Genomic DNA, 22,861 nt, shown 5'->3' on the forward strand with positions numbered 1-22,861 from the left:
GGGACTATTCGGGGTTAAAAAAGTGATCGTTCGATGCCCATTTCGAGGCCGCGTAGCTCGGCCAGTCCCCGCAAACGGCCGATGGCCGTATAGCCGGGGTTTATTTTTTTGGTACCTTTCAAATCGTCCAGCATCCGGTGGCCGTGGTCGGGGCGGAAGGGCATCCGTAGGTCTTTCCGGCCGTCCTCTTTCCTTCTTTTTTGTTCCAAAAGCAGGTTTTTCATAACGCCGTACATGTCTACGTCGCCCGCCAGGTGGTCGGCTTCGTAGAAACTCCCGTCGGCCTCGCGGCGGGTAGCCCGCAAGTGTATGAAGTGAATGCGATCTCCCAGCCGCTCCACCATCCCCGCCAGATCGTTGTCGGACCGAACGCCATAGGAGCCCGTGCAAAAGCACAGGCCGTTGGCTTCGAGGCTACTGGCGTTCAGGAGCTGGCAGGCGTCGTCTTCGGTACTTACCACGCGCGGCAGCCCCAGGATCGGGTACGGAGGATCATCGGGATGGATGGACAGCCGTACGCCGGCTTCGGTGGCCGTGGGCGCAATGGCCCGGATGAATTCGTACAAGTGCTGGCGGAGCTCGGCTTCGCCTACCTGCTTATAGGTACCTAGTACCTCCCGGAACTCCTCGATGGTAAAGCTCTCCTCCGAGCCCGGAAGCCCGGCAATGATGGTGCGCGTGAGGCGATGAATGGCGGCGTCATCGGCCTGATCGAGCCAGGTACGGGCTTTTTGTTTTTGCTCGTCCGAATAAGTACCCTCGGCGCCCGTCCGGTTGAGTATATAAAGCTCAAAAGCGGCAAAGTGCGTGGCGTCAAACCGGAGCCCCGTGGAGCCATCGTGCATGGGGGCGTCCAGGTCGGTGCGGGTCCAGTCCAGCACGGGCATGAAGTTGTAGCATACGGTATCGATGCCGCACTGTCCCAGGTTGTGCAGGCTTTCCTGGTAGTTGGCAATGTACTCCTGGTAGCGTCCGGTGTGGGTTTTGATGGCCTCGTGCACGGGGACACTTTCCACTACCGACCACGACAAACCCGCGGCCTCTATTTCCGTTTTTCGTTTTAGTATTTCTTCCACGCTCCACACGGTACCGTTGGGGATGTGATGCAGCGCCGTGACGACACCGGTGGCTCCGGCTTGTCGAATATCGGGAAGGGAGACGGGATCATTAGGGCCAAACCACCGCCACGTTTGTTCAAGAGCCATGCTGTAAATATAAAATCAAATAAAACCAAAGGCCATCGTTTACGATGGCCGGGAAAGTACCTTTCGTTCTCTACCAGATAAAGACGACCCAAAGCCGAAACTACCCTCAGCCTAGGCTACCAATCGGTGCTCCGGAACGCGCTCACGCAGTACTTTCAGGGCGCGGCCCATTTGGGTTTCAACGGTTTTGACGGAAATATTGAGGCGTTCGGCGATTTCCCGGTACCGAAGGCCCTCTTCCCGGCTGAGCCGAAAAATAACCTGGCACTGGCGGGGTAGGTCGCTGATGCAACCCTCCACCCGGTCGTAAAACTCATTGAAGGAGCACTCTTCCAGGGGCGTGAAGTGATCGGCGTGGGTGGTGCTCCATTGCACGGTATCTAGCGAGTCGCGCTCCCGCAGCCGGTGGCTGCGTAGCTTCAGGTAGTCCAGAGCCTGGTTCCGAACGGCCCGGTACATGTAGGCCTTAAAAGAAGTATGTACCTCGATCTGTTCCCGGTTTTTCCAAAGCTTTACAAATACGTCAGCCACTACTTCCTCCGCGATTTCCCGGATGGCTACCACGCGCATGGCGTAGGTACATAGCGGGCGGTAATGCCTCGTAAAGAGCTCCCTAAAAGCCAAATAATCTCCTTCCTGAATGACTTTCCCAAACAGTACTTCGATCCCGACGGCGCTGGCGTGGCGTGCAGGGATTACATTCATTAATGCGGCTGATTCCATTATATCACGTGTGAGGTTTGGGAATAGAAATTTTTCGTGAAGAGCAATGTTTTATGCGATCGTAAATTGTGCCTTATTTTTACGGAGATTACCACACAATTCGTTGTAATACAAAAAAACATCTTGAAAAAAAGCAATAAATTTGCGCAACCGTTCCCGGAACCGTTCCCGAAAAAAAGATTATTTCCGGGAATACCCGAAAATTTTACCATTCCTCGGAAAAAGAGACGAATTTAAAATCAGGGTTGATTCCTTTTTATATTGTACTATTTTTATAAATGTAGCTGCCTTATGCCCGCATCCGTGACTATTAAAGAAATCGCTCGCCAGCTCGGTGTGTCAAAATCGACGGTATCCAGGGCCCTGCGGGATAGCTCCGAAATCAGCCAGGAGACCAAAGACCGGGTGCTGGAGCTGGCCCGACAGCTCAATTACTCACCCAACCCGATTGCCCTCAGTCTGCTCAACAACCGCACCCATACGTTGGGCATTATTGTGCCGGAAATCGCCAACCCTTTCTTCTCAACCGCCATCGGGGGCGTTGAAGACATCGCGTACAGCCGGGGCTACCACGTGATGATCTACCAGAGCCACGAGTCTTACGAGCGGGAACTGATCGACGTGCAGCACATCGCAACGCGCCGTGCCGACGGGCTCATCGTGTCCGTATCCAGCCAGTCAGAAAAACACGACCATTTTGTGGAGCTTCAGGAGAAAGGAATTCCCATCGTTTTTTTTGACCGCGTTAGTGATGCCGTCCAAACGCATAAGGTGATAGTAGACGACTACAAGGGAGCCTACGACGCCACAGAGCACCTGATCAAAGAAGGGAGCCGCCGTATTGCTCACATTGCCGGCCCGCCGAACCTCTCGATCAGCCGGAACCGGCTGCAAGGGTACCGGGACGCGCTGCAGAAGCACGGATTGCCTTTTCGCGACGAATGGGTAGTAGCTAGTGAGTACAGCCAGTCGGAAGGTACCGAGCGGGCCTACCAGCTGATGGCCTTGCGCGAGCGGCCCGATGCGATCTTTGCGGCCAGCGACCGCATCGCGATGGGGGTACATTGGGCGCTCCGCCAACTGGGGTACCGAATGCCCGAAGACATCGCCCTGATGGGTTTTTCGGATCTCTCCATTTCGGCACTCCTGGATCCGCCGCTGAGCTCGGTGGCGCAGCCTTCCTTCGAAATGGGCCAGCAGGCGGCCGAGTTGCTTCTGGAGCTGATCGAAAGCAAAAGTACCCCGGCTTCGTTTGAAACCAGGGTACTTAAAACAAATTTGGTGATACGCCGCTCTTCCATGAAGAACATTAGCTGAGTTTATCCAGGTCGCGCTGAAATTCCCGCAGAATTTTCTCCTTCATCGCTACTTTGCGTTTTTGGATATTAATTCTACCCATAGCCTGGCGGTCTGCTTCTTCGTTGCCGGTAGAGGTACGTTCGTGGTCCTGAATGGCCAGCTCCAGGTCGCTCTTTTCCCGGCGTACCAGCCACTCCAGCTCCCGGATCTGCGTACGGATCTGCTCCTCGGGGCTTTTTAGGTCAAAGGCCGGGTACTTTCGGCTAATTACCCGCGCCAGGTAGCTGAGCTCAAATATTTTGTCACAGGTAGAGCGGAATTTTTCGGCCAGGTCCTTGTCGGCCAGCTTGAACGGAATCCGAATTTCCTTCCATTTGCTGAGAAGTACCTTGGCTTCCTGCGAGGCCGTTACGATATCTTTTTCTTTGAGGGCTGTCTCGGCCTGGGCCAGCAGTTTTTGTTGTTCCAGGATGCGCGGGTCCACCCGTACTTTGGGTTCTATTCCTTTGGCGAGGTTGTACTTATCGTAGAACAGCTTCAGGAAGTGGCGGTACGCTTTATTGATCTTGAAGAATTTCTTGGGCGGGAGTTCCCCTACATTGTTCCAGGCGTGGCGTATTTCACGCGCTTTCTGGTAGGAGCCGTCCAGGTCATTACCCCAGTTGAGCTGCTTCGTAAGCTTGATGAGCCGCTCGTATTCGTCGATTCTTTCCTGATGAATCTTGTTTTGCTCGGCGAAGAAGTCCCGGCGGCGCTGAAAGAAATCGTCCAGGGTTTGCTGAAAGGTAGTTTCAATCTCCTCCTGAAATTCCTTATCGACGGGTCCGGTACGAATCCATTTGGCCTTCACCTCCTGGATGGCATCGGTAGCAGCCTGCCAGTCTTCGATGGCTGCGGCCGCTTTGGCATCTTCGGTTAGTGCTCGTTTGATTTCCAGGTTTTTCACTTGGTTTACCTGGATCAATTCCGTCAGGTAGGTTTCGGCCCGATCGAGCCGTTCCAGCAACGGAATAAAATCTCCGAGGGCATCAAAACTAAGGAGCTTTCTGCGAAGCTGCATCAGCTTGGTGAGGTAGGAGCCCTTGTTTTGGGCTTCTTCTACCTCCTGTTCCAGTTGAGTAACCTTGCTTTCTGCAATCGTAAAACGATTCTTAAAGTAGTCGATCGCCTCTTGTTCCGTTCGTTTTACTTCGCCGATTTGCCGGTCGGGATACTCTAGGTACCCTTTTAGAAATACTTTGTCGTCTTTGACGTAGCCGTATTCGTCCATTTGCGTGGCGTTTTCCATTATTTCACTTTTTATCTGCTTAGTGTAGGGTTAAATTGACGATATTTGTCCAAGCACAAATTAACTAAAAAATGAGTAACGAAACCATTATTTTCTCAATGGCGGGTGTGAGTAAGGTGATTCCACCCAATCGTCATATCTTAAAAAACATTTACTTGTCCTTTTTTTACGGTGCCAAGATTGGTGTTTTGGGGCTCAATGGCTCCGGAAAATCCACCCTTTTGCGCATCATCGCGGGGCAAGATAAAGATATTCTTGGAGAAGTTGTTTTTTCACCGGGCTATTCCGTAGGGTTACTTGAGCAAGAGCCCAAGCTGGACCCCGCCAAGACCGTCCGGGAGGTAGTAGAGGAAGGTGTTCAGGAAATTGTGAATCTCCTGAAAGAATTCGACGAAATCAACGAAGCCTTCGGCGACCCCGACGCCGACTTCGATAAGCTCTTGGAGCGTCAGGGCGAAGTACAGGAGCGGCTGGACAATACCGACGCCTGGAACCTCGACAACCGCCTGGAAGTAGCGATGGACGCGCTGCGTTGTCCCCCGCCCGATACGTCGGTGGCTACTCTCTCTGGGGGCGAAAAGCGCCGGGTAGCGCTCTGCCGCCTGCTGCTGCGCCAGCCCGACGTACTGCTGCTCGACGAACCCACCAACCACCTGGACGCCGAGTCGGTACTTTGGCTGGAAGAGCACCTGCGGCAGTATAAGGGTACCGTCATCGCCGTGACGCACGACAGGTACTTCCTCGACAACGTAGCGGGCTGGATCCTGGAGCTGGACCGCGGCGAGGGTATTCCCTGGAAAGGCAACTACACCTCGTGGCTGGAGCAAAAGCAGGAGCGCCTCCAGAAGGAAGAAAAGCAGGAGTCGAAGCGTCAGAAAACCTTGCAGCGGGAGCTGGAGTGGGTACGCATGGCCCCCAAAGCCCGCCAGGCCAAGTCGAAAGCCCGCCTGGGGGCCTACGAAAAGCTACTGAGCGAAGGCGGGAAAGAAAAAGAAGACAAGCTGGAGCTCTTTATTCCGGCCGGGCCGCGCCTGGGCAACAAGGTCATCGAGGCACATGACGTTACGATGGCCTTCGGCGACCGGGTACTTTTCGAGAACCTCAACTTTTCCCTGCCGCCCGCGGGGATCGTAGGCATCATCGGGCCGAACGGAGCCGGGAAGACGACCCTCTTTAAGCTCATTACGGGCCAGGCCAAGCCGCTCAAAGGGCACTTCGACGTGGGTGACACTGTGCAGTGGGCTTACGTGGACCAAGAACACGACAACCTTGCGCCGGACAAATCGGTGTATCAAACCATCTCGGACGGCAACGACTGGGTAATGTTAGGCGGCAAACAAGCCAACGCCCGCGCCTACGTGAGCCGCTTCAACTTTGGTGGCTCCGACCAGGAAAAGAAGGTAGGGAACCTCTCCGGCGGGGAGCGCAACCGCGTACACCTGGCCATGACCCTCAAAGAAGGCGGCAACCTGCTGCTGCTTGATGAGCCCACCAACGACCTGGACATCAACACGCTACGGGCGCTGGAAGAGGGCCTGGAGAACTTTGCCGGTTGCGCCGTCGTCATCACGCACGACCGCTGGTTTCTGGACCGTGTCGCCACGCACATCCTGGCTTTCGAGGGCGACTCGCAGGTGTACTGGTTCGAGGGTAACTTCTCCGACTACGAAGAAAACCGCCGCAAACGCCTCGGTACCGACGCCACGCCCACGCGGATCAAGTACAAGAAGCTGGTGTAGGCTCCGCATTTTGCAGAGTCATTTCTATACAAAAGTACCTACCGCTAATGGCCAAGTTTAAGTACCCGGTTAGCAGTCCTTTTGAAGCCCGAGCCGTAACCGAGCCCACTTTTGAAGAGAACATCTTTGAGAGTGGGCTGTACGTCAATCTTGATGATGTACGGGGGAAAGAATACCTGGCCAATATTAAGTTTGACCTGGGTATTGATGACCAGGGACAGCTAAACGTAACGGAGGAGTACGTAAAGTTGATTTTCTCAGGGCACATCGGTTCGGGCAAGACAGTTGAGCTGACGCGGCTGCACGAGGAGCTCAACAAGCCCGAAAACTACCTCTCCATCTTTATCAGCATTGAAGAAGAACTAGAAATCTCGCGCTTCGAGCCAGAAGATTTTTTTGTGCTGCTGATCACGAAGCTGGTACAAGAGCTAGAGGGAAAAGGAATTCATGAAAATACACAGTCGCTAAACGAGCTGGCCGCGCTATTTTTTAGTGACAAGGAAGTAAAAAAGGAGATCAGCGAAGCCAATAAAGAAGAGCTGGAGGCAAAGATTAGCGGAGAGCTGGGATTTATGAATTTTTTCAGGCTTGGAGGCGGGCTCAAAAATATCCTGGCGGGTGAGACCAAAACCGCTACGTTGATTCGGGAAGTTACCCGCAAAAACCTACTTCGTTTGATCCAACTCTTCAATGATTACCTATCCGATATTAGACAAGAAGTGATCGAAAAGAAGTTAGGGAACGATATTTTGTTTGTAGTAGACGGCTCCGAGAAAATCACGTTTGACAAGTACGAAACTTTATTCGTAAAAGACGCCAACGTTTTGCTGGGCCTGAACGTCAACATGATCATGAGTGTACGGATCGATGCCTTTTATCAGATTGAGAAGTCGCCCATCAAGTTCACGAGCCAGTACATCGTGCCTATGATTCGGACCGAAACGCCTGCCGCCCGTGCAGCGCTGTGCGATATTATCACGAAGCGAATTGATTTCAATACTTTCTTCGCTGATCGCGACAGTCTCAATGCCTGCATTGATTTTTCGGGAGGGTGTATTCGTCAGCTGTTCCGAATTGTGAATGCAACCATTCGCAAAACCCGGGGTACTCGCAAAATCACGCGGGACGTAGTGGAGCAAGTAGTGGATGAAATTGGTAATACCATGCGTGAAAGCATCGACAAAACGTACGTCGAGGTACTGAAAAGCGGAGACTTCGAACCCGCCGACCCCAAGGTGAAAGCAATGCTCTATGGCTTACTGCTTCTGAAATACAACGGCATAAAATCCATTGGACTCAACCCTATTTTAGCGCGTTTTATGAAAAATGCCGGAGAACTTTGAGCAAAATAAGCTCCGCAACGCCGAGCTGCTGGAAGAGGCGCAGTTTGCCCTTCAAAACCGCACCGAGCCTACCCTTGTGCTCATGAGCGTGAGCGACTATGGCCTGGAGCGGCAGCTAATGCGGCGGCTCGAAGCCAAACTACCCGGCTACCGTTTCTACGAGCTGGACCTCACTCCGCATAAGGTAGTTTCGCTGCACCAAACGCTCCAACAGCTACTTCCGCCCGAGGTACTTGAGTCACCAGCAATCACCTATTGCGTGCACGTGCTGGGGCTGGAAAATAGCCGCCTGGCTTCCGAAGACGGCCAAATTGTGGATTCCGGGCTAATTGCCCAGCTCAACTTTGAGCGGGAGATTGTTTTCCGAAAGCCCAACTACCTTACCCTGCTCTGGGGTGATCATGATTTTTTTGTGCAGCTACAGCGGCAAGCGCCCGACTTCTGGAGCTGGGTGACCTACTTTTTTGAATTTAAGCAGGAAGAAGCCTACACCGAAGTACCCCTTCCGGAGGTACCTGCACCGGATGTTCCCGCCCGGCTCCCTGCACGCGAAGAGTACATCCAGCACCTGGAAGCAAAGCTCCAGCAGCTACCACTCAATGCCCCCGACAAATCCCGCACGACCCGCGAACGCCTCAACCTGTACTCCCTGCTGGCCGATGAATACGCAAAGTACTTCGATTACGAAAAGGCTCAAAAGTACTATGAGTACGCTATTAACTTGTACGAGCAGTTGGGGGAAACGGGTACAAAGCTTAATAAGCTGCTATTTGACTATGCTAGTCTGAATTTAAAATTTAGATCCTATACTAATGCTTTAGGTATTTACCAAAGTGTACTAAGCAATATGATTGCTCAAAAAGATTTATATAATATTGGAGGAGCTTATTATCAAATTGGGAGAGTATATCAGGAACAGCAAGTATGGGATACGGCTATAAAAAGCTATCAAAAGGCTTTGGAGTGGTATCAAAAGCTAAGACAATACGAATGGTTAGGGAGTATTTATCATGAGATTGGTATAATTTATGAAGACTTAAGAGATTGGAATCAAGCTTTAGAAAACTATCAAAAAGCTCTAGAATGGAATTGGCGTATAAAGCAAGAGCATCGCATAGGAGGTACTTATCATCAGATTGGAATACTATACGAGAAGCAAGGGCAATGGGATCAGGCTTTGGATAATTACCAGCAGGCGTTGAAGTGGAATCAGAAGACAAAACAGGAACATTTATTAGGAGGTACTTATCATCAGATTGGAATGTTATATGAGAAGCAGCAACAATGGGAAAAAGCGTTGGAAAATTATAGACAAGCGCTAAAATTGAATCAGCAAACAGGACAGGAGTGGAAGTTAGGGAGTACCTATCATGGTGTAGGAATGGTTTATAGTAGCCAACAAAAATGGAATCAAGCTTTTGAAAGTTACCAATTGGCTTTAGGATGGTATAGGAAGACGGCCCAGGAGCACGAATTAGGAAGTACCTATCATCAGATTGGGATATTATATGAGACGCAACAACAATGGGAAAAAGCGTTGGAAAGCTACTCTAAGGCCTTGGAGTGGAACAGACAAACAGGACAAGAGCATCAAATAGTAGGCACCTACCATCAAATTGGAATGGTGTACGAAAAGCAACATAACCTTGTAAAAGCCGAAGAATACTACCAAAAAGCCGCCGAGGCACTTCCACCTTACTTTGAAGATGAACGCGCCATCGTAGCTGAGTCGCTGGCGCGGCTGCGGGAGAGAGCGGGAGCCGAAGGCTAAGCCAGGTACCTTTTTTAAAGTACCCTACTTGCAAAACGCACCGTCGGCGTGTACATTTGTTGGTAAGGCAACTTTCCCCCTCCCCTTATCGGTATGTACCCAGCAAAGTCTTTTGTTCTTCTCCTCACGATCCTGAGCGTGGCGCTACAGGCTGCGGCCCAAAGTACCCCTTCCTGGCTAAGGTACCCTAGTATTTCGCCCGACGGGCAGACGATCGTTTTTACGTACAAAGGCGACCTCTGGAAGGTACCGGCGGCGGGCGGCACGGCCACGCCCCTGACGCTGCACGAGGCCCACGACTTCATGCCGGTGTGGTCGCCGGATGGCAAGTCCATCGCCTTTGCGTCGGATCGCTACGGGAATTTTGACGTATTCCTGATCCCGGCCACGGGCGGGCAGCCCAAGCGCCTTACCTACCACTCGGCCGACGAACTACCCTACGACTTCACGCCCGACGGCCAGAAGGTACTTTTCGGCTCTGTAAGGCAGGACGTAGCCGCTAACCGGCAGTTCCCGACGAGCTCGCAGCCGGAGCTCTACCAGGTACCCATCACGAGCGGGCGCGTGGCGCAGGTACTAAGTACCCCCGCCGAGGACGCCCGGTACAGCCAGGACGGCAGCCAGATCATCTACCACGACAAGAAAGGTGGCGAAAACGCCTGGCGCAAGCACCAGACTTCGTCCATTGCCCGCGACCTCTGGCTTTATGATAGCAAAACGAAAAAGCACACCAAGCTCACGACCTTCAACGGCGAAGACCGCAACCCGATCCTGGCCGGCCAAACGGTCTACTACCTGAGCGAAAGCAGTGGCTCGTTCAACGTACATCAAATGACGCTGAGCAATTCGGCGAGTTCGCAGCCATTAACCACCTTCAAAAAACACCCGGTGCGCTTCCTGAGCCGGTCGGGCGAGGGTACTTTGTGCTTCAGCTACGACGGCGAGTTGTATACCTTGAAACCCAACGGCACGCCGCAGAAAGTACCCGTGCAGATCGCCACGGATGTTCGGAGCAACAACGAGAAGGTACTTTCGGTGAGCGGCGGTGCGCGCGATATGGCCGTGTCGCCCAATGGCAAGGAGGTGGCCTTTATTTTCCGGGGTGAGGTATTTGTGAGTGCCGTGGAGGGCGGCGTGACCAAGCGCATCACCAACACGCCCGAGCAGGAGCGCGGCGTGCGCTTCTCGCCCGACGGCAAGGCGCTGCTTTACGCTTCGGAGCGGGGCAACAGCTGGAAGATCTACGAAACCCGCAAAACCCGCGACGAAGAGCCGTACTTTTATGCCTCTACGGTACTGAAAGAAACGGCGCTCATTGACAATACCAAAGAAAACTACCAGCCCGAGTACTCGCCCGACGGCAAGGAAATAGCCTACATCGAAGACCGCATGACGCTGAAGGTGTTCAACATCGCCAGCAAGAAGTCGCGCACGTTGCTTACCGACCGCGAGCTTTTCTCGATGCGTGACAACGACCAGTACTTTCAGTGGAGCCCCGACGGCAAGTGGCTGCTTTTTGACTACAGCGTGCCGGGCCTGGCGAGTGGCGAGGTAGGTCTTATCGCGGCCGACGGCAAGGGCAAGGTACTTAACCTGACGCAAAACGGTTTTCAGGATTACCGCGCCAAGTGGGTACCCGGCGGCAAGATGATGCTGTGGTTCAGCAACCGAGACGGCCTCCGCAGCCAGGCCCAAAGCGGTAATTCGCAGGCCGATGTGTACGCGCTCTTTTTCACGCAGGAAGCGTTTGACCAATTTAATCTCAACAAAGAAGACGCGGCCCTGCTGAAAGAGCAGCAGGAAAAAGCTACCAAAGCCGACAGTACCAAAAAGAAAGAGGCCAAAAAAGATACTACGATCGTGATCGACTGGGACGGCCTGACCGACCGCAAGGCCAAGTTGACCATCCATTCGTCGAGCCTGGCGGACGCCCTGCTGAGCAAAGACGGCGAAACGCTCTACTACCTGGCCCGGTTTGAGAAAGGTCATAACCTATGGAGTACCAACCTGCGCACCAAGGAAACCAAGCAGGTACTTGCCCTTAATGCCGGCGGTGGCTCGCTGGAGTGGGACAAAGACCAGAAGAACATTTTCCTGAATGCTGACGGGAAAATCCTGAAAATTGACCCCGAAAAAAGCAAGCAGGAAACTGTCTCGATCAAAGGCGAGGTACTTTTGGACGTAGCCGCCGAGCGGCAGTTTATGTTTGAGCACGTGTGGCGGCGCACGAAGGAAACCTTCTACACGGCCAGCATGCACGGCGTCGACTGGGACAGCTACAAGCCCGACTACGCCAGGTACCTGCCGCACGTAGGTACCAACCACGAGTTTGCCGAGCTGCTCAGCGAGCTGCTGGGCGAGCTCAACGTGTCGCACAGCGGGGCGCGCTACGTCACGTCGGCCCCTACTGACGACGCCACGGCCTCTTTGGGCGCTTTTTATGACTACACCCACCAGGGCAACGGCGTCCGAATCGAGGAGGTACTTAAAGGTGGTCCCTTGGATAAAGCCAAGCTGAGCATTAGGCCGGGCATGATCATCGAAGCCATCGACGGCGAGCCCATCACGCCCGAGCGCGACCTGGCGCAGTACCTCAACCGCAAGGCCGACCAAAATACCCTGCTCAGCATCCTGGACGGTACTACTCGGCGGGCGGTGGTGGTGAAGCCCGTTTCGCTCAGCGAAGAAAGTCGCCTGCTTTACAAGCGCTGGGTAAAGCGCAACCAGGACGAAGTCGAGAAGCTCAGCCAGGGTACTTTGGGCTACGTACACATTCCGGGCATGAACGACGGCGCCTACCGCACTACCTACGAGGAAATCATGGGTAAGTACGCGGGCAAGAAAGGCATCGTGGTCGATACGCGCTTCAACGGTGGCGGCGACCTGGTGGCCGACCTGGCCATGTTCCTGAGCGGGAAGCAGTTTATGGATTACACCACCGACACCCGCAGCAGCGGCTACGAGCCCAACTTCCGCTGGACCAAGCCGAGCGTTTCGCTGGCCAACGAAGCCAACTACTCCGACGGCCACTGCTACGCCTTCATGGTGCAGGACCAGCAGGTCAATAAGCTCGTGGGCCAGCCCGTACCGGGTACCTGTACGTTTGCGGGTTGGGAGGTTTTGCAGGATAACTCCGTGCGCTGGGGCGTGCCGCCGCTGGGCGTAAAAGCCATGACCGGCCAGTACCTCGAAAACGCCCAAACCGAGCCCGACTACGCCGTCTGGAACGACTACGATGCCGTGGTGCAGGGCAAAGACGCGCAGCTGGAAAAAGCCGTGGAGGTACTTTTGGGCGAACTGAAGTAGGTACTTTATCCGAAACAGAAAACGTTTGGGGCTTGGATAGTAAGGATTTGGGCAAGTACCCTTTAGCTAGGGGTGGACGCTGACTTTTTGCTCCGGCTTCCGCGCTCCTAAACGCTGTTCCTCATGAAACCACTACTGGCCCTCGGATTCATTCTGTGCTCCTTCAATCTCTACGCCCAGGCTCCCACCGAAAGCTACGCCGAAGATTCTGCTTCGGTGGAGCAGGCGGGGGTACCCAGGGGCGAAGTACTAAAATTCACGTTTGAAAACTCCCGTATCTTTCCCGGTACCTGGCGGGAGTACTGGGTCTACGTGCCCGCTCAGTACCGCCCCGACCAGCCCGCCTGCGTGTACGTGAACCAGGACGGCATTCAGTGGAAAGCCCCTACGGTATTTGACAACCTCATTCATCGGCGCGAAATGCCCATTACCATCGGTGTGTTTGTGATGCCCGGGCGCGTACGAAGTACCCAAGGCGATGCGGCCCTCGACCGCTTCAACCGTAGCTTCGAGTACGACGGCCTGGGCGATGCCTACGCGCGGTTTATTCTGGAAGAAATTTTACCCGAAGTAGAAAAACAAAAAACCAGCGACGGGCGTCCGCTCCGGCTTTCTAAAAATGGCAACGACCGGGCCATCGGTGGGTCCAGCAGCGGAGCGGTTTGTGCCTTTACGGCGGCTTGGGAGCGTCCCGACGCGTTTTCGCGGGTGTTTAGCGCCATAGGTACCTACGTGGGCTTGCGCGGTGCCGACCGCTACACTACCCTGGTGCGGAAGTACGAACCCAAGCCCATCCGGATTTTTTTGCAGGATGGCACCCAAGACCTCAATATATACGCGGGTGACTGGTGGAAAGCCAACGAAAGCATGGAGCGCTCGCTGGTATTTGCCGGGTACGATGTAAAGCACATCTGGGGCGAAGGTGGGCACAACAACCGGCACGGCGCGGCGGTTTTTCCCGAGGCCATGCGCTGGCTCTGGCGGGATTATCCCCGCCCCATTACGGCCGGACGCTCCGGCAATCAGTTTTTGATGGATATTTTGATAGAAAACAGCGGCTGGGAACTGGTGGGAGAAGGGTACACGCAGGCCGACGATCTGGCGGTCAACGCGGACGGAGCAGTGTTTTTTCGGGATATATCCCAAGGCAGCCTTTATGTAGTTAGGCCAGATGGCAAGCTGACGAAATTTCCCCAAAAGCCTAAAAAAACAACGGCAACGGCCTTTGGCGCTGACGGAAAAGCCAAAGTACTGGACACAAAGCTAGCGGCCAATGACCTGGTGGTGGCGCACAACGGAAATAGCTACGTCCTGGCTCGTGAAGGCCAGGTGCCAGCCGGAAAGCTCTACCTCGTGCGCCCGAATGGATCAAAGGTAGTGGTAGACGAAGGCCTAGCGCAAGCCCACGGACTTGCGCTTTCTCCGGATCAAACGCAACTGTACGTCACTGAGTCGGCATCGCATTGGGTGTGGGTGTTTCAGGTACAGGCGGATGGTACCTTGGCCCACAAGCAGCGCTACGGCTGGCTTCACGTACCAGATACCCACGAAAACGCCGGAGCCGCCGGACTGCAATGCGACCGGGACGGGCGGATGTATGTAAGTACCCTGGCGGGCATTCAGGTACTAGACCAGCTGGGGCGGGTCAATGCCCTGCTGCCGGTACCTAAGGGCTCCGTTTCTGAGGTATGTTTTGGTGGCCCTGCTTTCGATACCCTGTATATCATCTGCGCCGACAAGGTATACCGCCGCCCGCTCAAAGTACGCGGTGCTCAGGCCTTTGAGCCTCCCCACAAGCCCGCGGCTCCCAAGCTTTAAGACAAAGTACCTACTTAAGGTACCTACTTTTTGATCTTCATACCCGGCGAGTGCCAGCTAAACACGTGGTAGGTGGCGGGTACTTCGCCTACATTTCGGATGGAGTGCAGCTGGTTGGAAGCCTGAAAAATAACCGAGCCCGGCCCAACGCGCTTCATCTGACCGTTAACCAGCGCTTCCACCGTGCCTTCCTTGATGATAAGTACCTCTTCTTCTGAGTGCTGGTGGGGCGGATGCGACGTCTCACCGGGATTAAGCGTGGTGACGTGGCACTCCAGCTCATCGAGGGTAGCCGTGGGGGAGCGAAAGAAAGTACGTACGGCTCCTACTTGGTTGGGCTTGGCTTCCACGTCGTTCCACTCAAAAATAGTCGAGCTCATCACGTCTTTTTTTGAATGTGCGATCATGGCCGTACTGGCTATCCCCAGCGTGAGGGCCGCTACGGCAAGGTCTCTTTTCGTGATCATAGCCAGGTAGTTTAGGTTAGGATTAAAGCTGGAAAAAAATTTCATGTGCGTTACGAGCGTCATTCAGGTACTTATTAAATGAAATACGCTACCCGAAAATACCTTTCGAGGGAGCAAGTACCCCCGCGGCACTCAGTCCAGCCATCCGGCGGGCTTGAGCGCCGTTTGCTGCTCATTTTCGGCACAAACAGCCTTGTAAGGGCGTGACGAATTAGTGTGCTTGTCTAGGATCTGCAAAAAAGGAATGTTGGGAAAAGCGGGCTCAGGCTCGGGTTCACGGCCATTGAGGGCCATAAATAATCCTGGTGGTACGCCTCGGGCATCCTTGCGGTCGAGCCAGTGCCGCATGGTAGCAACGGCCGAGGCCGAAAAAAAGCCCACTACAATTTCGCGGCGATCGGCCGTATTTTGTACGTTTCCTACCGAAGCCGTCGGCGGTGGGTCGGCTACTCCGCCGTTATTCTGGGTTTGATCCTGAAGGTCTTTGTAAAACCGATAGGCCGAGGCCGTAAGCCCAGCCTGCCGGATTTCCACCAGGCAGGGGCCGTGCTGGTAGAAAGGGACCTCGGCCACTTTCCGGTTGGCGATCAATCCGCCGTCGGTATAGCTGTCGGCAAAGAGGTTTAGGCTGGTACCTGCTAAGATGGCCCAGCAGGGAGTCCGGCATTCGTAGTCGTACACCCAGTAGTTAAGCGGAACCCCGTTGCGGGGTGGAGGGGCGGGAAAGCAATCCTCTAACAAGGCATCCAAGGTTTCAAAATAGACATTTCCGAACTCATTGTAGCGGGCAGCTACCTTATGAATGGAGTAAGCACCCTGGACGCAGGAGCGGCACCAGTCCTGTTTTTCCCAAAGCCGCCAGTCCCACCGGTAGTAGTTCACCTCGCCGGCCGGATCTTGCGTATCCAGGTACAGGTCGTGGCCGGCGGTGAAGCCGCCAAACATACTGGCCGGGAGGCTGGCTGGATTAAAACGACCCGATACGGCTTTTATGGGTGGCACCGAGGGCATGATTTGCTGCGAAGAAAGGTACTTGGTTCCGTCCTGGAGGGTAAATCGCAACTGGTAGGCATGCCCGACCTGCCCCCGGAAATCCGACGGCAGCCGGTAGGTACCTGCCTTGATCTCCTGGGCCTCCACTACCTGGCTCGAATCCACGATCACTTGCACGGAAGCCCCCGTGATGGGCAAGAAACCGGGCCTTCCCGTCAACGGATCACTCTTGGACCGGCTAAGGCTGATGATCTGCGCTTCGGGTAGGTTGTTGATGAGCCCGTCTACAATCACCAGGTCAATCGAGCCGGTGAGATTATACGGAATCTGGTCCACACAGCCCGTAAGTACCAGGATGGAGAGCAGGGAACGAATTCGGTAAATAGAAAGTACCAAAGAGCGCATAACGGGAAAAGCCAATGAGGTACAGGGAAGTGGTTAAAAAGAACGAGTACATTAGCATTTAAAGATAAAACATTATTTTTTTACCTAAAAATGGTGCGATATTTAGGTAAAGATTTGATTTTTAACCCCCTAGTTGCTTCACCATGTACCAGATACAACAGCGATACCTGCACAGCGTTTGATGATACGACTTATCTTGCTCATTGGTACGCTAATCCTGGGGCTGAATCCCCGGAGTTATGCGCAAACGACCCATATCCTTTCCGGGATGGTTCGCGATTCAGCTACCGGAAAACCCCTGGTACGAGCCACAGTATTGATTGATTACGACAAAACGGCCACAAGTACCTACACCCAAGCCGACGGCCAGTACAGCCTGGAGGTACCCTCGGGCCAGCACGTGCTGGTGGTGCGGTACGTGGGTTATGTACCTTTCCGAACTACGCTGGCCGTCAGGAACGATACGCAGTTTGACGTCAGCTTGGCCAGTGTGGCCAGCCAGCTCGAGGAGGTAGTGGTTACTTCCAAAGGCTACGATCCCAACGTCCGGAGGCCGCTGCTGGGCGTGAGTCAAATTAATATTGACGCCATCAAACGAATGCCCGCTGCCTTGGGGGAAGTAGACATTCTGCGGAGCCTACAGATGCTGCCCGGCGTGACGAGCGTGGGCGAAGCCGCCAACGGAGTCAATATTAGGGGGGGAACCACCGACCAAAATCTGATCCTGCTGGACGATACCCCCATCTTTAACCCTACCCACATGTTCGGGTTGTTCTCGGTGTTTCCGGCCGACGCCGTGAGTGGGCTGGATCTTTACAAGGGCAATGTACCCGCCCGGTACGGGGGGCGGGCTGCTTCGGTACTTGACATAAGCTTACGAAATCCGGACCTGGAAAAAGCCCGCCTGAGCGGAGGAATAAGCCTGGTGGCTAACCGGCTTACGCTCGAAACGCCCCTAGTGAAAGGAAAACTGGGGGTGCTGGTTTCGGGGAGGGGGGCCTTCAATGATTTTCTGTTGGGCCTGGCTTCCGACCGGCTCAATAGCATCAAGGCCAAGTTTGGGGACGGTGCCGCTAAACTTTTCTGGCGGGCCAACGACCGCAACACCGTAACCGCCATGGGGTACTTTAGCTATGATCTCTTCCAGACCAACCTGCTGGGTAGCCTATCGAATATCAACGCGCTGGCCACGCAGTACGAGCATCAAACGGCCAACGGCATGGTGCGGTGGTTTCATGCCTTTACGCCCCGGCTCAACCTACAGACCACGGCCATGGTAGCGCGCTATGTACCGAAAATCCTTTCCATTGAAGATAGTACCAATAACAAAGTAGCCCTGAGGCAATCCCTGCAGCAGCAGCAGGTGAAGGCTAATCTTAACTACCAACTCGAAAACCAGAAATTTGAGCTGGGTATCAGCGGTACGCAGTATGAGCTCCATCCGGGCGAACTACTCCCCGGCCGTAGCCAGGCGGTAAGGTACCTTACCACGCCGCGGGAGAAAGCCCTTGAGTTGGCCATCTTCATCGAAGATGAAATCAGCATGTCGGAGCGCCTGACAGTATCGGCGGGACTACGCTACTCGCACTTTCTCAACCTGGGGCCGTCGGTTGTTCGCCGCTACGCCAGCGGCGAAGTAGTGGATGTAACTACCGCCCTGGACTCCATACAGTACACGGCCGGGCAGGTTACGGCCCAGTACGGGGGGCTAGAGCCCCGGCTGGGTATGCGCTATTTGTTGAACTCGGGGGCGTCGCTGAAGGTAGGCTACAACCTGATGCGGCAGTATCTACAGGTCGTTTCCAATACCACTACCCCCCTACCCACATCTCGCTGGAAAACCGCCGATGCGCACATTCAGCCACAGGTAAGCCAGCTGTGGTCGGTTGGGTACTACCAGAATTTTAAAGAAAATATTTTCGAAATATCGACCGAACTGTACTACCGACAGACGGCCCACATCCTGGATTATAAGCCCGGAGCCAACTTTTTGCTGGAACCCTACCCCGAAACGAAGTTGCTGGCAGGCCGCAGCCGCGCTTACGGACTTGAAACGATGCTCACCAAAAAGAAAGGCGAGCTCACGGGCTGGGTGAACTATACCTACTCCCGAACGTTTAATCAGGTCATGACCGGGGCCGATTTTTTTCAACAGATCAACGGCGGCGACTGGTACCGTGCCAACTACGACCGGCCGCACAGTCTCAACGCCAGCCTGACCATTCAGCAGGGGAAACACCACAGCTTTTCGTTCAACATCGTATACAGCACGGGGCGGCCCTACACGGCCCCGGAGGGTTTTATCCGCTACCAGGATCGTACCTACCCCTTCTACAACGCCCGAAACCAGTACCGCCTGCCCGACTACCACCGGCTCGATTTCTCCTGGAATATCTACAATCCCAGCCAAAAAGACCGGCGCTGGCAGAGCCATTGGGCTTTTACGGTATATAACTTGTACGGCCGCAAAAATGCGTACTCCATCTACTACCGCACCGAAGGCCAGGCTACCAATCCCTACCGTCTGGCCATTTTTGCCGCCCCCATTCCGAGCTTGACGTATAATTTTGAATTTAAATGAGGCCTACGACGGGCCATTGACAAGCCAAGGGTAGTTAGTTGTTTTTAAGTACCTTACCCCATTCTAAAACTTCGCCTGCTCCGTGAGTCCTTTCCAACTATCGGTACGAAAAGGGACGGCCGGAAGCCCTTCGGCGTTGAAGAGGTTGTTGTCCAGGGGGGAGTTGGCCCAGCCGTAGCGGACGGCGGCCGGGTGAGGTACTTCGGGATGCGACACCACTACCTTGCCGCCTTCCAGGCGAGCCTGGGCGTAGTAAAACGTCCGGTCCTCACCCGCAATCTCGAATCCTTTCAGGTACCCGTACTTATCCTTTACTACCAGGCCGCTGCCCGCATTATCGAAGTTAAGCGTAGCCTTCCTTTCCGTAAAAAGGACTTCTTTAAAAGTAGGTCCGCTATGAACTACCTCTTGGCCGTAGGCAACCTTGAGGGCCGAAAGTGCCAGCCGATGCCCTACATCCTGCTTGTTGGTAGGGTGGATGTCGTCGGGGTTGCCAATGTCGGTCGTTACGGCCATGCCGGTTTTGGGGAGGCCTAGGGTCAGGGTTTGGGCTTCGCGGAGCTCGGCCCAGTCGCTGCCCTGGTTGCTGTTTTGGAAGGGACCAAAAGTAGCCAATTGCACAAACAGAAACGGGAAATTGTAGCCCCAGTTTTGCCGCCAGCTGTTGATCATCAGCGGGAACGCCTGCCGGTACTGGTAGGCGCGCCCGGCGTTGGATTCGCCCTGGTACCAGAGCGCGCCCTGGATCGTATACGGGATTAGCGGCGCGATCATGGCGTTGTAGAGCGTGGTACCTACGTTGTTCATGAAGTGGGCGTAGGTGCGGGGGTACTTCCAGGAGGGAATCATGTTCCAGCGCTCGTTGGTGAGGGGTACTTTGGCGGTGGAGGTACTTAGCGCGAAATCGGCCGGAGTGCCCAAAAAGCCCATTCCAAACCACTGAGGGTCGCGCATCTGGCCCAGCTTGATAAGGATGGAGTTGGGCCCTTCCTGCCAGGTACCGGCGGGTAGTTTCAGGGCGATGGGGTCGTTGGTCGTGCCATCAAGTACCTTTTTGCCGTTAATATAAAAGGTCAGGTTGCTGTTGTTGCGGCCAAAGTGGAGGGTCGTTTCGGTACGGGTCATTTCGGCCGGCACGTCCACGGTACGTTGCAGAAAAGCCTGCCCCCGAAAGCCCCCTATTCCCTGCCAGTCCCACTGGCCGCGTGGATTCACCTTCAGCCATTTTGTATAATCATAACCCGGCGTTAGGTACTTGCTTTCATCCACGGATTCAATGGCAAAGTCCGCCGAGCCGTAAGCCTGCTTGATCAGCTTCTTTTCCTGCCGTTGCGCGTCTTCGTCCCAGTTGCGGGCCATGGTAGCGGGGTAGTAGCCAAGTACCTCCGAGGCCTGCATGGCCTTTTCGCTGATCCAGCCCTCGATCTGCGAGCCGCCCCAGGAGGAGTGCACTAAGCCCACAGGTACCCCTAGTTTTTGGGACAGCTCGCGGGCAAAAAAGTACCCCACCGCCGAAAAGTCGCCTACCGTACCCGGCGCGCAGACCTTCCAATTGCCCGAAGGAAGGTCGGCCTGCGGCTCAAAGGCCAGCTCGTGCGCTACTTCAAAATGCCGGATGCTCGGGTAGTGGGCGGCGGCTATTTCGGTAGCGGCGCGGTCGGCTTGCTTCACGCGCCACTCCATGTTCGACTGCCCCGAGAGCAGCCACACTTCTCCCACCAGAATGTCCTGGAGGTTGATCTGCTCTTTCCGGGCACGGATGCTCATCTGGTAGGGCCCACCGGCGGGCGTAGCGGGTAGTTCGGCCAGCCATTTGCCGTTGGCGTCGGCTTTGGTAGTAATTTTTTGATTATTAAAACTAATCTCTACTTTATCACCTTTCGAAGCCCAGCCCCAAACCTTTACGGGTCGGTCGCGCTGGAGTACCATGTGGTCGCCAAAGAGACGAGCTACTTTTAACTGGGCAAAGGCCGAAGAGGCCAGGAAGAGTAGGGTAAAAAAGAGGGTGAGTTTTTTCATGGGGAAAACAGCATGTACGTAGGTACTTGGGTTATAAAGCAATTTAGGGATCTAAAATAATGGGATGGATGACGTATTTTACAAGTACTTCCCTCTCTGCCCAGGAAAAGAGTGGACTTCATCTGAAAAAATCTCCCTAACTTCGCTCCCCATGCCTGAGCCCGACTAAAAACGGAGCGAGGTAAGGTGGAGTAGGTGAACCTCTTTGGGGCGGCTCTGCTCTTTTTAAATTTACTTATCTACTTATGGATCAACCCAAAATACACTTTATTTCAATTGGCGGGAGTGTGATGCATAACCTCGCCATCGAACTACACCGCAAAGGGTACTTTATTACGGGCTCGGACGACGAAATATACGAGCCTTCCCGCACCCGGCTCGCCAACTACAATTTACTGCCCGAGTCTATCGGCTGGTACCCCGAGAAAATTACTTCCGAGCTGGACGCGGTACTGCTCGGTATGCACGCCCGCGAAGACAACCCCGAGTTGCAACGAGCCCGTGAGCTGGGGGTTCCGGTTTATTCCTACCCGGAGTTTATTTTTGAGCAAAGCCGCCAAAAGCAGCGGGTGGTAATAGCCGGAAGCCACGGCAAAACGACCATCACGTCCATGATCCTGCACGTGCTGCGCTACAACAACCGCTCGTTCAACTACCTGGTCGGTGCGCAGGTAGAAGGCTTCGACAACATGGTCCGGCTGGACGAAGACGCGCCCATTATTGTCATTGAGGGCGACGAGTACCTTACTTCCCCCATTGATCCCTCCCCGAAGTTTTTGCACTACCATCCGCACATGGTACTGATCAGCGGCATCGCCTGGGACCATTTCAACGTTTTTCCAACCTGGGAGTCCTACGTGAAGCAATTTGAGCTCCTGGCCGATACGTTGCCCAAAGCCGGAGTTATTGTATTTGACGAAACCGATGACATGCTGGATGTAATTGGCAAAAAAGAACGCGCCGACATAGCCAGCTTGCCCTACCAGGCCCATCCGCATAAGGTAGTGAATGGGCAGACCATCCTGCTCACCAGCGCCCATGGCGAGGTACCTTTGCTGATTTTTGGCGAGCATAATATGAAAAATATCAGCGGTGCCCGGACCGTCTGCGAGCGGCTGGGTATCACCGACGAAGATTTCTACCGCGCTATCCAGACGTTCAAAGGGGCTTCAAAACGCCTGGAGCTCCTGGCCAAAACGCCCCAAACCAACGTGTACCGTGACTTTGCTCACGCGCCGTCCAAGGTAGAAGCTACCACCAAAGCCGTGAAGGCGCAGTTTCCGGGGCGCAGGCTCATTGCCTGTACCGAGCTCCATACGTTTAGCAGCCTGAACAAAACCTTCCTGAAGCAGTACCGCGACAAGTTTGAAGCGGCCGACGTAGCGGTGGTATTTTATAATCCCGAAACGCTCGAGCACAAACGCCTGGAACCCCTCACCGATGAAGATATTCGGAAGGCCTTTAAGCGAAACGATTTGCAGATTTTTACGGATAAAGATGCCCTGCACGCTTTCCTGAAAGCGCAGTCCTGGAACAACACCAACCTGCTCATGATGAGCTCAGGTACCTTTGGCGAGCTCGATCTGGCCACCTTGGCTACCGAAATCACCCGCTAGGGTTTGAGAGCCCTACCTGCTTACAGGTACTTTATTAAAATATTTCTTTGGCAACAATTCCGGCTACCCTGTTTATGAAGCACAGGGTAGCCGAAATTTTTGTGGCCCATCTATAACACGTAACGGGCAGGTTATTTCAGCCAGGTACTTTACCAACAAGACTACCCTATGAAACCGAAAAAGCCCGGCCATTTCTGACCGAGCTTCGTCGGGATGACAGGATTTGAACCTGCGACCCCTTGCACCCCATGCAAGTGCGCTACCGGGCTGCGCTACATCCCGAACTAT

General features: G+C 54.3%; 14 protein-coding genes and 1 tRNA gene. 8 read left to right on the forward strand and 7 right to left on the reverse strand.

The genetic code is table 11. The features are described 5' to 3' along the window. Positions 1-14: 14 nt before the first annotated feature. Both uxuA and HNQ92_RS00780 read right to left on the reverse strand, forming a co-directional pair. Positions 15-1,205: a mannonate dehydratase gene (gene uxuA, locus HNQ92_RS00775; RefSeq protein ID WP_184169478.1), complete on the reverse strand. Its 1,191-nt coding sequence runs from the start codon at positions 1,203-1,205 to the stop codon at positions 15-17. A gap of 111 nt (positions 1,206-1,316) precedes the next feature. After that, positions 1,317-1,910 (reverse strand): RNA polymerase sigma-70 factor, encoded by a 594-nt coding sequence (locus tag HNQ92_RS00780; RefSeq protein WP_246439378.1) that lies wholly within the window; start codon positions 1,908-1,910, stop codon positions 1,317-1,319. 321 nt (positions 1,911-2,231) lie between these two features. On the opposite strand from HNQ92_RS00780, the gene HNQ92_RS00785 reads away from it, so the two are divergent. Continuing rightward, entirely contained in the window at positions 2,232-3,245 is a 1,014-nt protein-coding gene (locus HNQ92_RS00785) for a LacI family DNA-binding transcriptional regulator (RefSeq protein ID WP_343062851.1), read from the forward strand. Here HNQ92_RS00785 and HNQ92_RS00790 read toward each other — a convergent pair. After that, a complete protein-coding gene (locus HNQ92_RS00790; RefSeq protein WP_184169484.1) occupies positions 3,238-4,515 on the reverse strand; it encodes a DUF349 domain-containing protein in 1,278 nt (425 codons plus the stop codon). The two genes, HNQ92_RS00785 and HNQ92_RS00790, sit on opposite strands and share 8 nt — an antisense overlap. 71 nt (positions 4,516-4,586) lie before the next feature. Between HNQ92_RS00790 and ettA the strand changes: the two genes are divergently transcribed. From ettA to HNQ92_RS00815, 5 genes are all read left to right on the forward strand, one after another. Continuing rightward, positions 4,587-6,254 carry an energy-dependent translational throttle protein EttA gene (ettA, locus tag HNQ92_RS00795; protein ID WP_184169486.1) on the forward strand — a complete coding sequence of 556 codons (1,668 nt, stop codon included), beginning with the start codon at positions 4,587-4,589 and terminating at the stop codon, positions 6,252-6,254. A 47-nt stretch (positions 6,255-6,301) separates the two neighbouring features. Continuing rightward, entirely contained in the window at positions 6,302-7,597 is a 1,296-nt protein-coding gene (locus HNQ92_RS00800; RefSeq protein WP_184169488.1) for a hypothetical protein, read from the forward strand. An 82-nt stretch (positions 7,598-7,679) separates the two neighbouring features. After that, on the forward strand, positions 7,680-9,368 hold the full coding sequence (locus tag HNQ92_RS00805) for a tetratricopeptide repeat protein (RefSeq protein WP_184169490.1): 1,689 nt from the start codon (positions 7,680-7,682) through the stop codon (positions 9,366-9,368). A 93-nt stretch (positions 9,369-9,461) separates the two neighbouring features. Continuing rightward, positions 9,462-12,674, forward strand: coding sequence for a S41 family peptidase (locus HNQ92_RS00810; RefSeq protein WP_184169492.1), 3,213 nt, complete (start codon positions 9,462-9,464; stop codon positions 12,672-12,674). 123 nt (positions 12,675-12,797) lie between these two features. Then, positions 12,798-14,492, forward strand: a complete 1,695-nt coding sequence (locus HNQ92_RS00815) for an SMP-30/gluconolactonase/LRE family protein (RefSeq protein ID WP_184169494.1) — start codon at positions 12,798-12,800, stop codon at positions 14,490-14,492. Positions 14,493-14,515: 23 nt separating this feature from the next. Here the strand turns inward: HNQ92_RS00815 and HNQ92_RS00820 are convergent, their stop codons facing one another. Further along, entirely contained in the window at positions 14,516-15,022 is a 507-nt protein-coding gene (locus HNQ92_RS00820) for a cupin domain-containing protein (RefSeq protein ID WP_246439381.1), read from the reverse strand. A gap of 69 nt (positions 15,023-15,091) precedes the next feature. Further along, entirely contained in the window at positions 15,092-16,357 is a 1,266-nt protein-coding gene (locus HNQ92_RS00825; RefSeq protein WP_184169498.1) for a DUF4249 domain-containing protein, read from the reverse strand. A gap of 181 nt (positions 16,358-16,538) precedes the next feature. Here HNQ92_RS00825 and HNQ92_RS00830 point away from each other — a divergent pair, with 181 nt between their 5' ends. Beyond that, entirely contained in the window at positions 16,539-18,938 is a 2,400-nt protein-coding gene (locus tag HNQ92_RS00830; protein ID WP_184169500.1) for a TonB-dependent receptor, read from the forward strand. A 63-nt stretch (positions 18,939-19,001) separates the two neighbouring features. Here the strand turns inward: HNQ92_RS00830 and HNQ92_RS00835 are convergent, their stop codons facing one another. Next, a complete protein-coding gene (locus tag HNQ92_RS00835) occupies positions 19,002-20,957 on the reverse strand; it encodes a sialate O-acetylesterase (protein WP_184169502.1) in 1,956 nt (651 codons plus the stop codon). Between the two features lie 245 nt (positions 20,958-21,202). On the opposite strand from HNQ92_RS00835, the gene HNQ92_RS00840 reads away from it, so the two are divergent. Beyond that, positions 21,203-22,573, forward strand: coding sequence for a UDP-N-acetylmuramate--L-alanine ligase (locus tag HNQ92_RS00840; protein WP_184169504.1), 1,371 nt, complete (start codon positions 21,203-21,205; stop codon positions 22,571-22,573). Between the two features lie 208 nt (positions 22,574-22,781). Here HNQ92_RS00840 and HNQ92_RS00845 read toward each other — a convergent pair. Next, a tRNA-Pro gene (locus HNQ92_RS00845) sits at positions 22,782-22,855 on the reverse strand. Positions 22,856-22,861: the final 6 nt, after the last annotated feature.

Source organism: Rhabdobacter roseus, from assembly GCF_014202275.1.
In the GTDB taxonomy this organism is placed as follows: domain Bacteria; phylum Bacteroidota; class Bacteroidia; order Cytophagales; family Spirosomataceae; genus Rhabdobacter; species Rhabdobacter roseus.

Excerpts from the sequence above, each read along its gene's own strand:
- uxuA (WP_184169478.1), bottom strand. The coding sequence starts at position 1,205 with ATGGCTCTTGAACAAACGTGGCGGTGGTTTGGCCCTAATGATCCCGTC.
- HNQ92_RS00780 (WP_246439378.1), bottom strand. The coding sequence starts at position 1,910 with ATGAATGTAATCCCTGCACGCCACGCCAGCGCCGTCGGGATCGAAGTA.
- HNQ92_RS00790 (WP_184169484.1), bottom strand. The coding sequence starts at position 4,515 with ATGGAAAACGCCACGCAAATGGACGAATACGGCTACGTCAAAGACGAC.
- ettA (WP_184169486.1), top strand. The coding sequence starts at position 4,587 with ATGAGTAACGAAACCATTATTTTCTCAATGGCGGGTGTGAGTAAGGTG.
- HNQ92_RS00800 (WP_184169488.1), top strand. The coding sequence starts at position 6,302 with ATGGCCAAGTTTAAGTACCCGGTTAGCAGTCCTTTTGAAGCCCGAGCC.
- HNQ92_RS00805 (WP_184169490.1), top strand. The coding sequence starts at position 7,680 with ATGAGCGTGAGCGACTATGGCCTGGAGCGGCAGCTAATGCGGCGGCTC.
- HNQ92_RS00810 (WP_184169492.1), top strand. The coding sequence starts at position 9,462 with ATGTACCCAGCAAAGTCTTTTGTTCTTCTCCTCACGATCCTGAGCGTG.
- HNQ92_RS00815 (WP_184169494.1), top strand. The coding sequence starts at position 12,798 with ATGAAACCACTACTGGCCCTCGGATTCATTCTGTGCTCCTTCAATCTC.
- HNQ92_RS00820 (WP_246439381.1), bottom strand. The coding sequence starts at position 15,022 with ATGACGCTCGTAACGCACATGAAATTTTTTTCCAGCTTTAATCCTAAC.
- HNQ92_RS00825 (WP_184169498.1), bottom strand. The coding sequence starts at position 16,357 with ATGCGCTCTTTGGTACTTTCTATTTACCGAATTCGTTCCCTGCTCTCC.
- HNQ92_RS00830 (WP_184169500.1), top strand. The coding sequence starts at position 16,539 with ATGATACGACTTATCTTGCTCATTGGTACGCTAATCCTGGGGCTGAAT.
- HNQ92_RS00835 (WP_184169502.1), bottom strand. The coding sequence starts at position 20,957 with ATGAAAAAACTCACCCTCTTTTTTACCCTACTCTTCCTGGCCTCTTCG.
- HNQ92_RS00840 (WP_184169504.1), top strand. The coding sequence starts at position 21,203 with ATGGATCAACCCAAAATACACTTTATTTCAATTGGCGGGAGTGTGATG.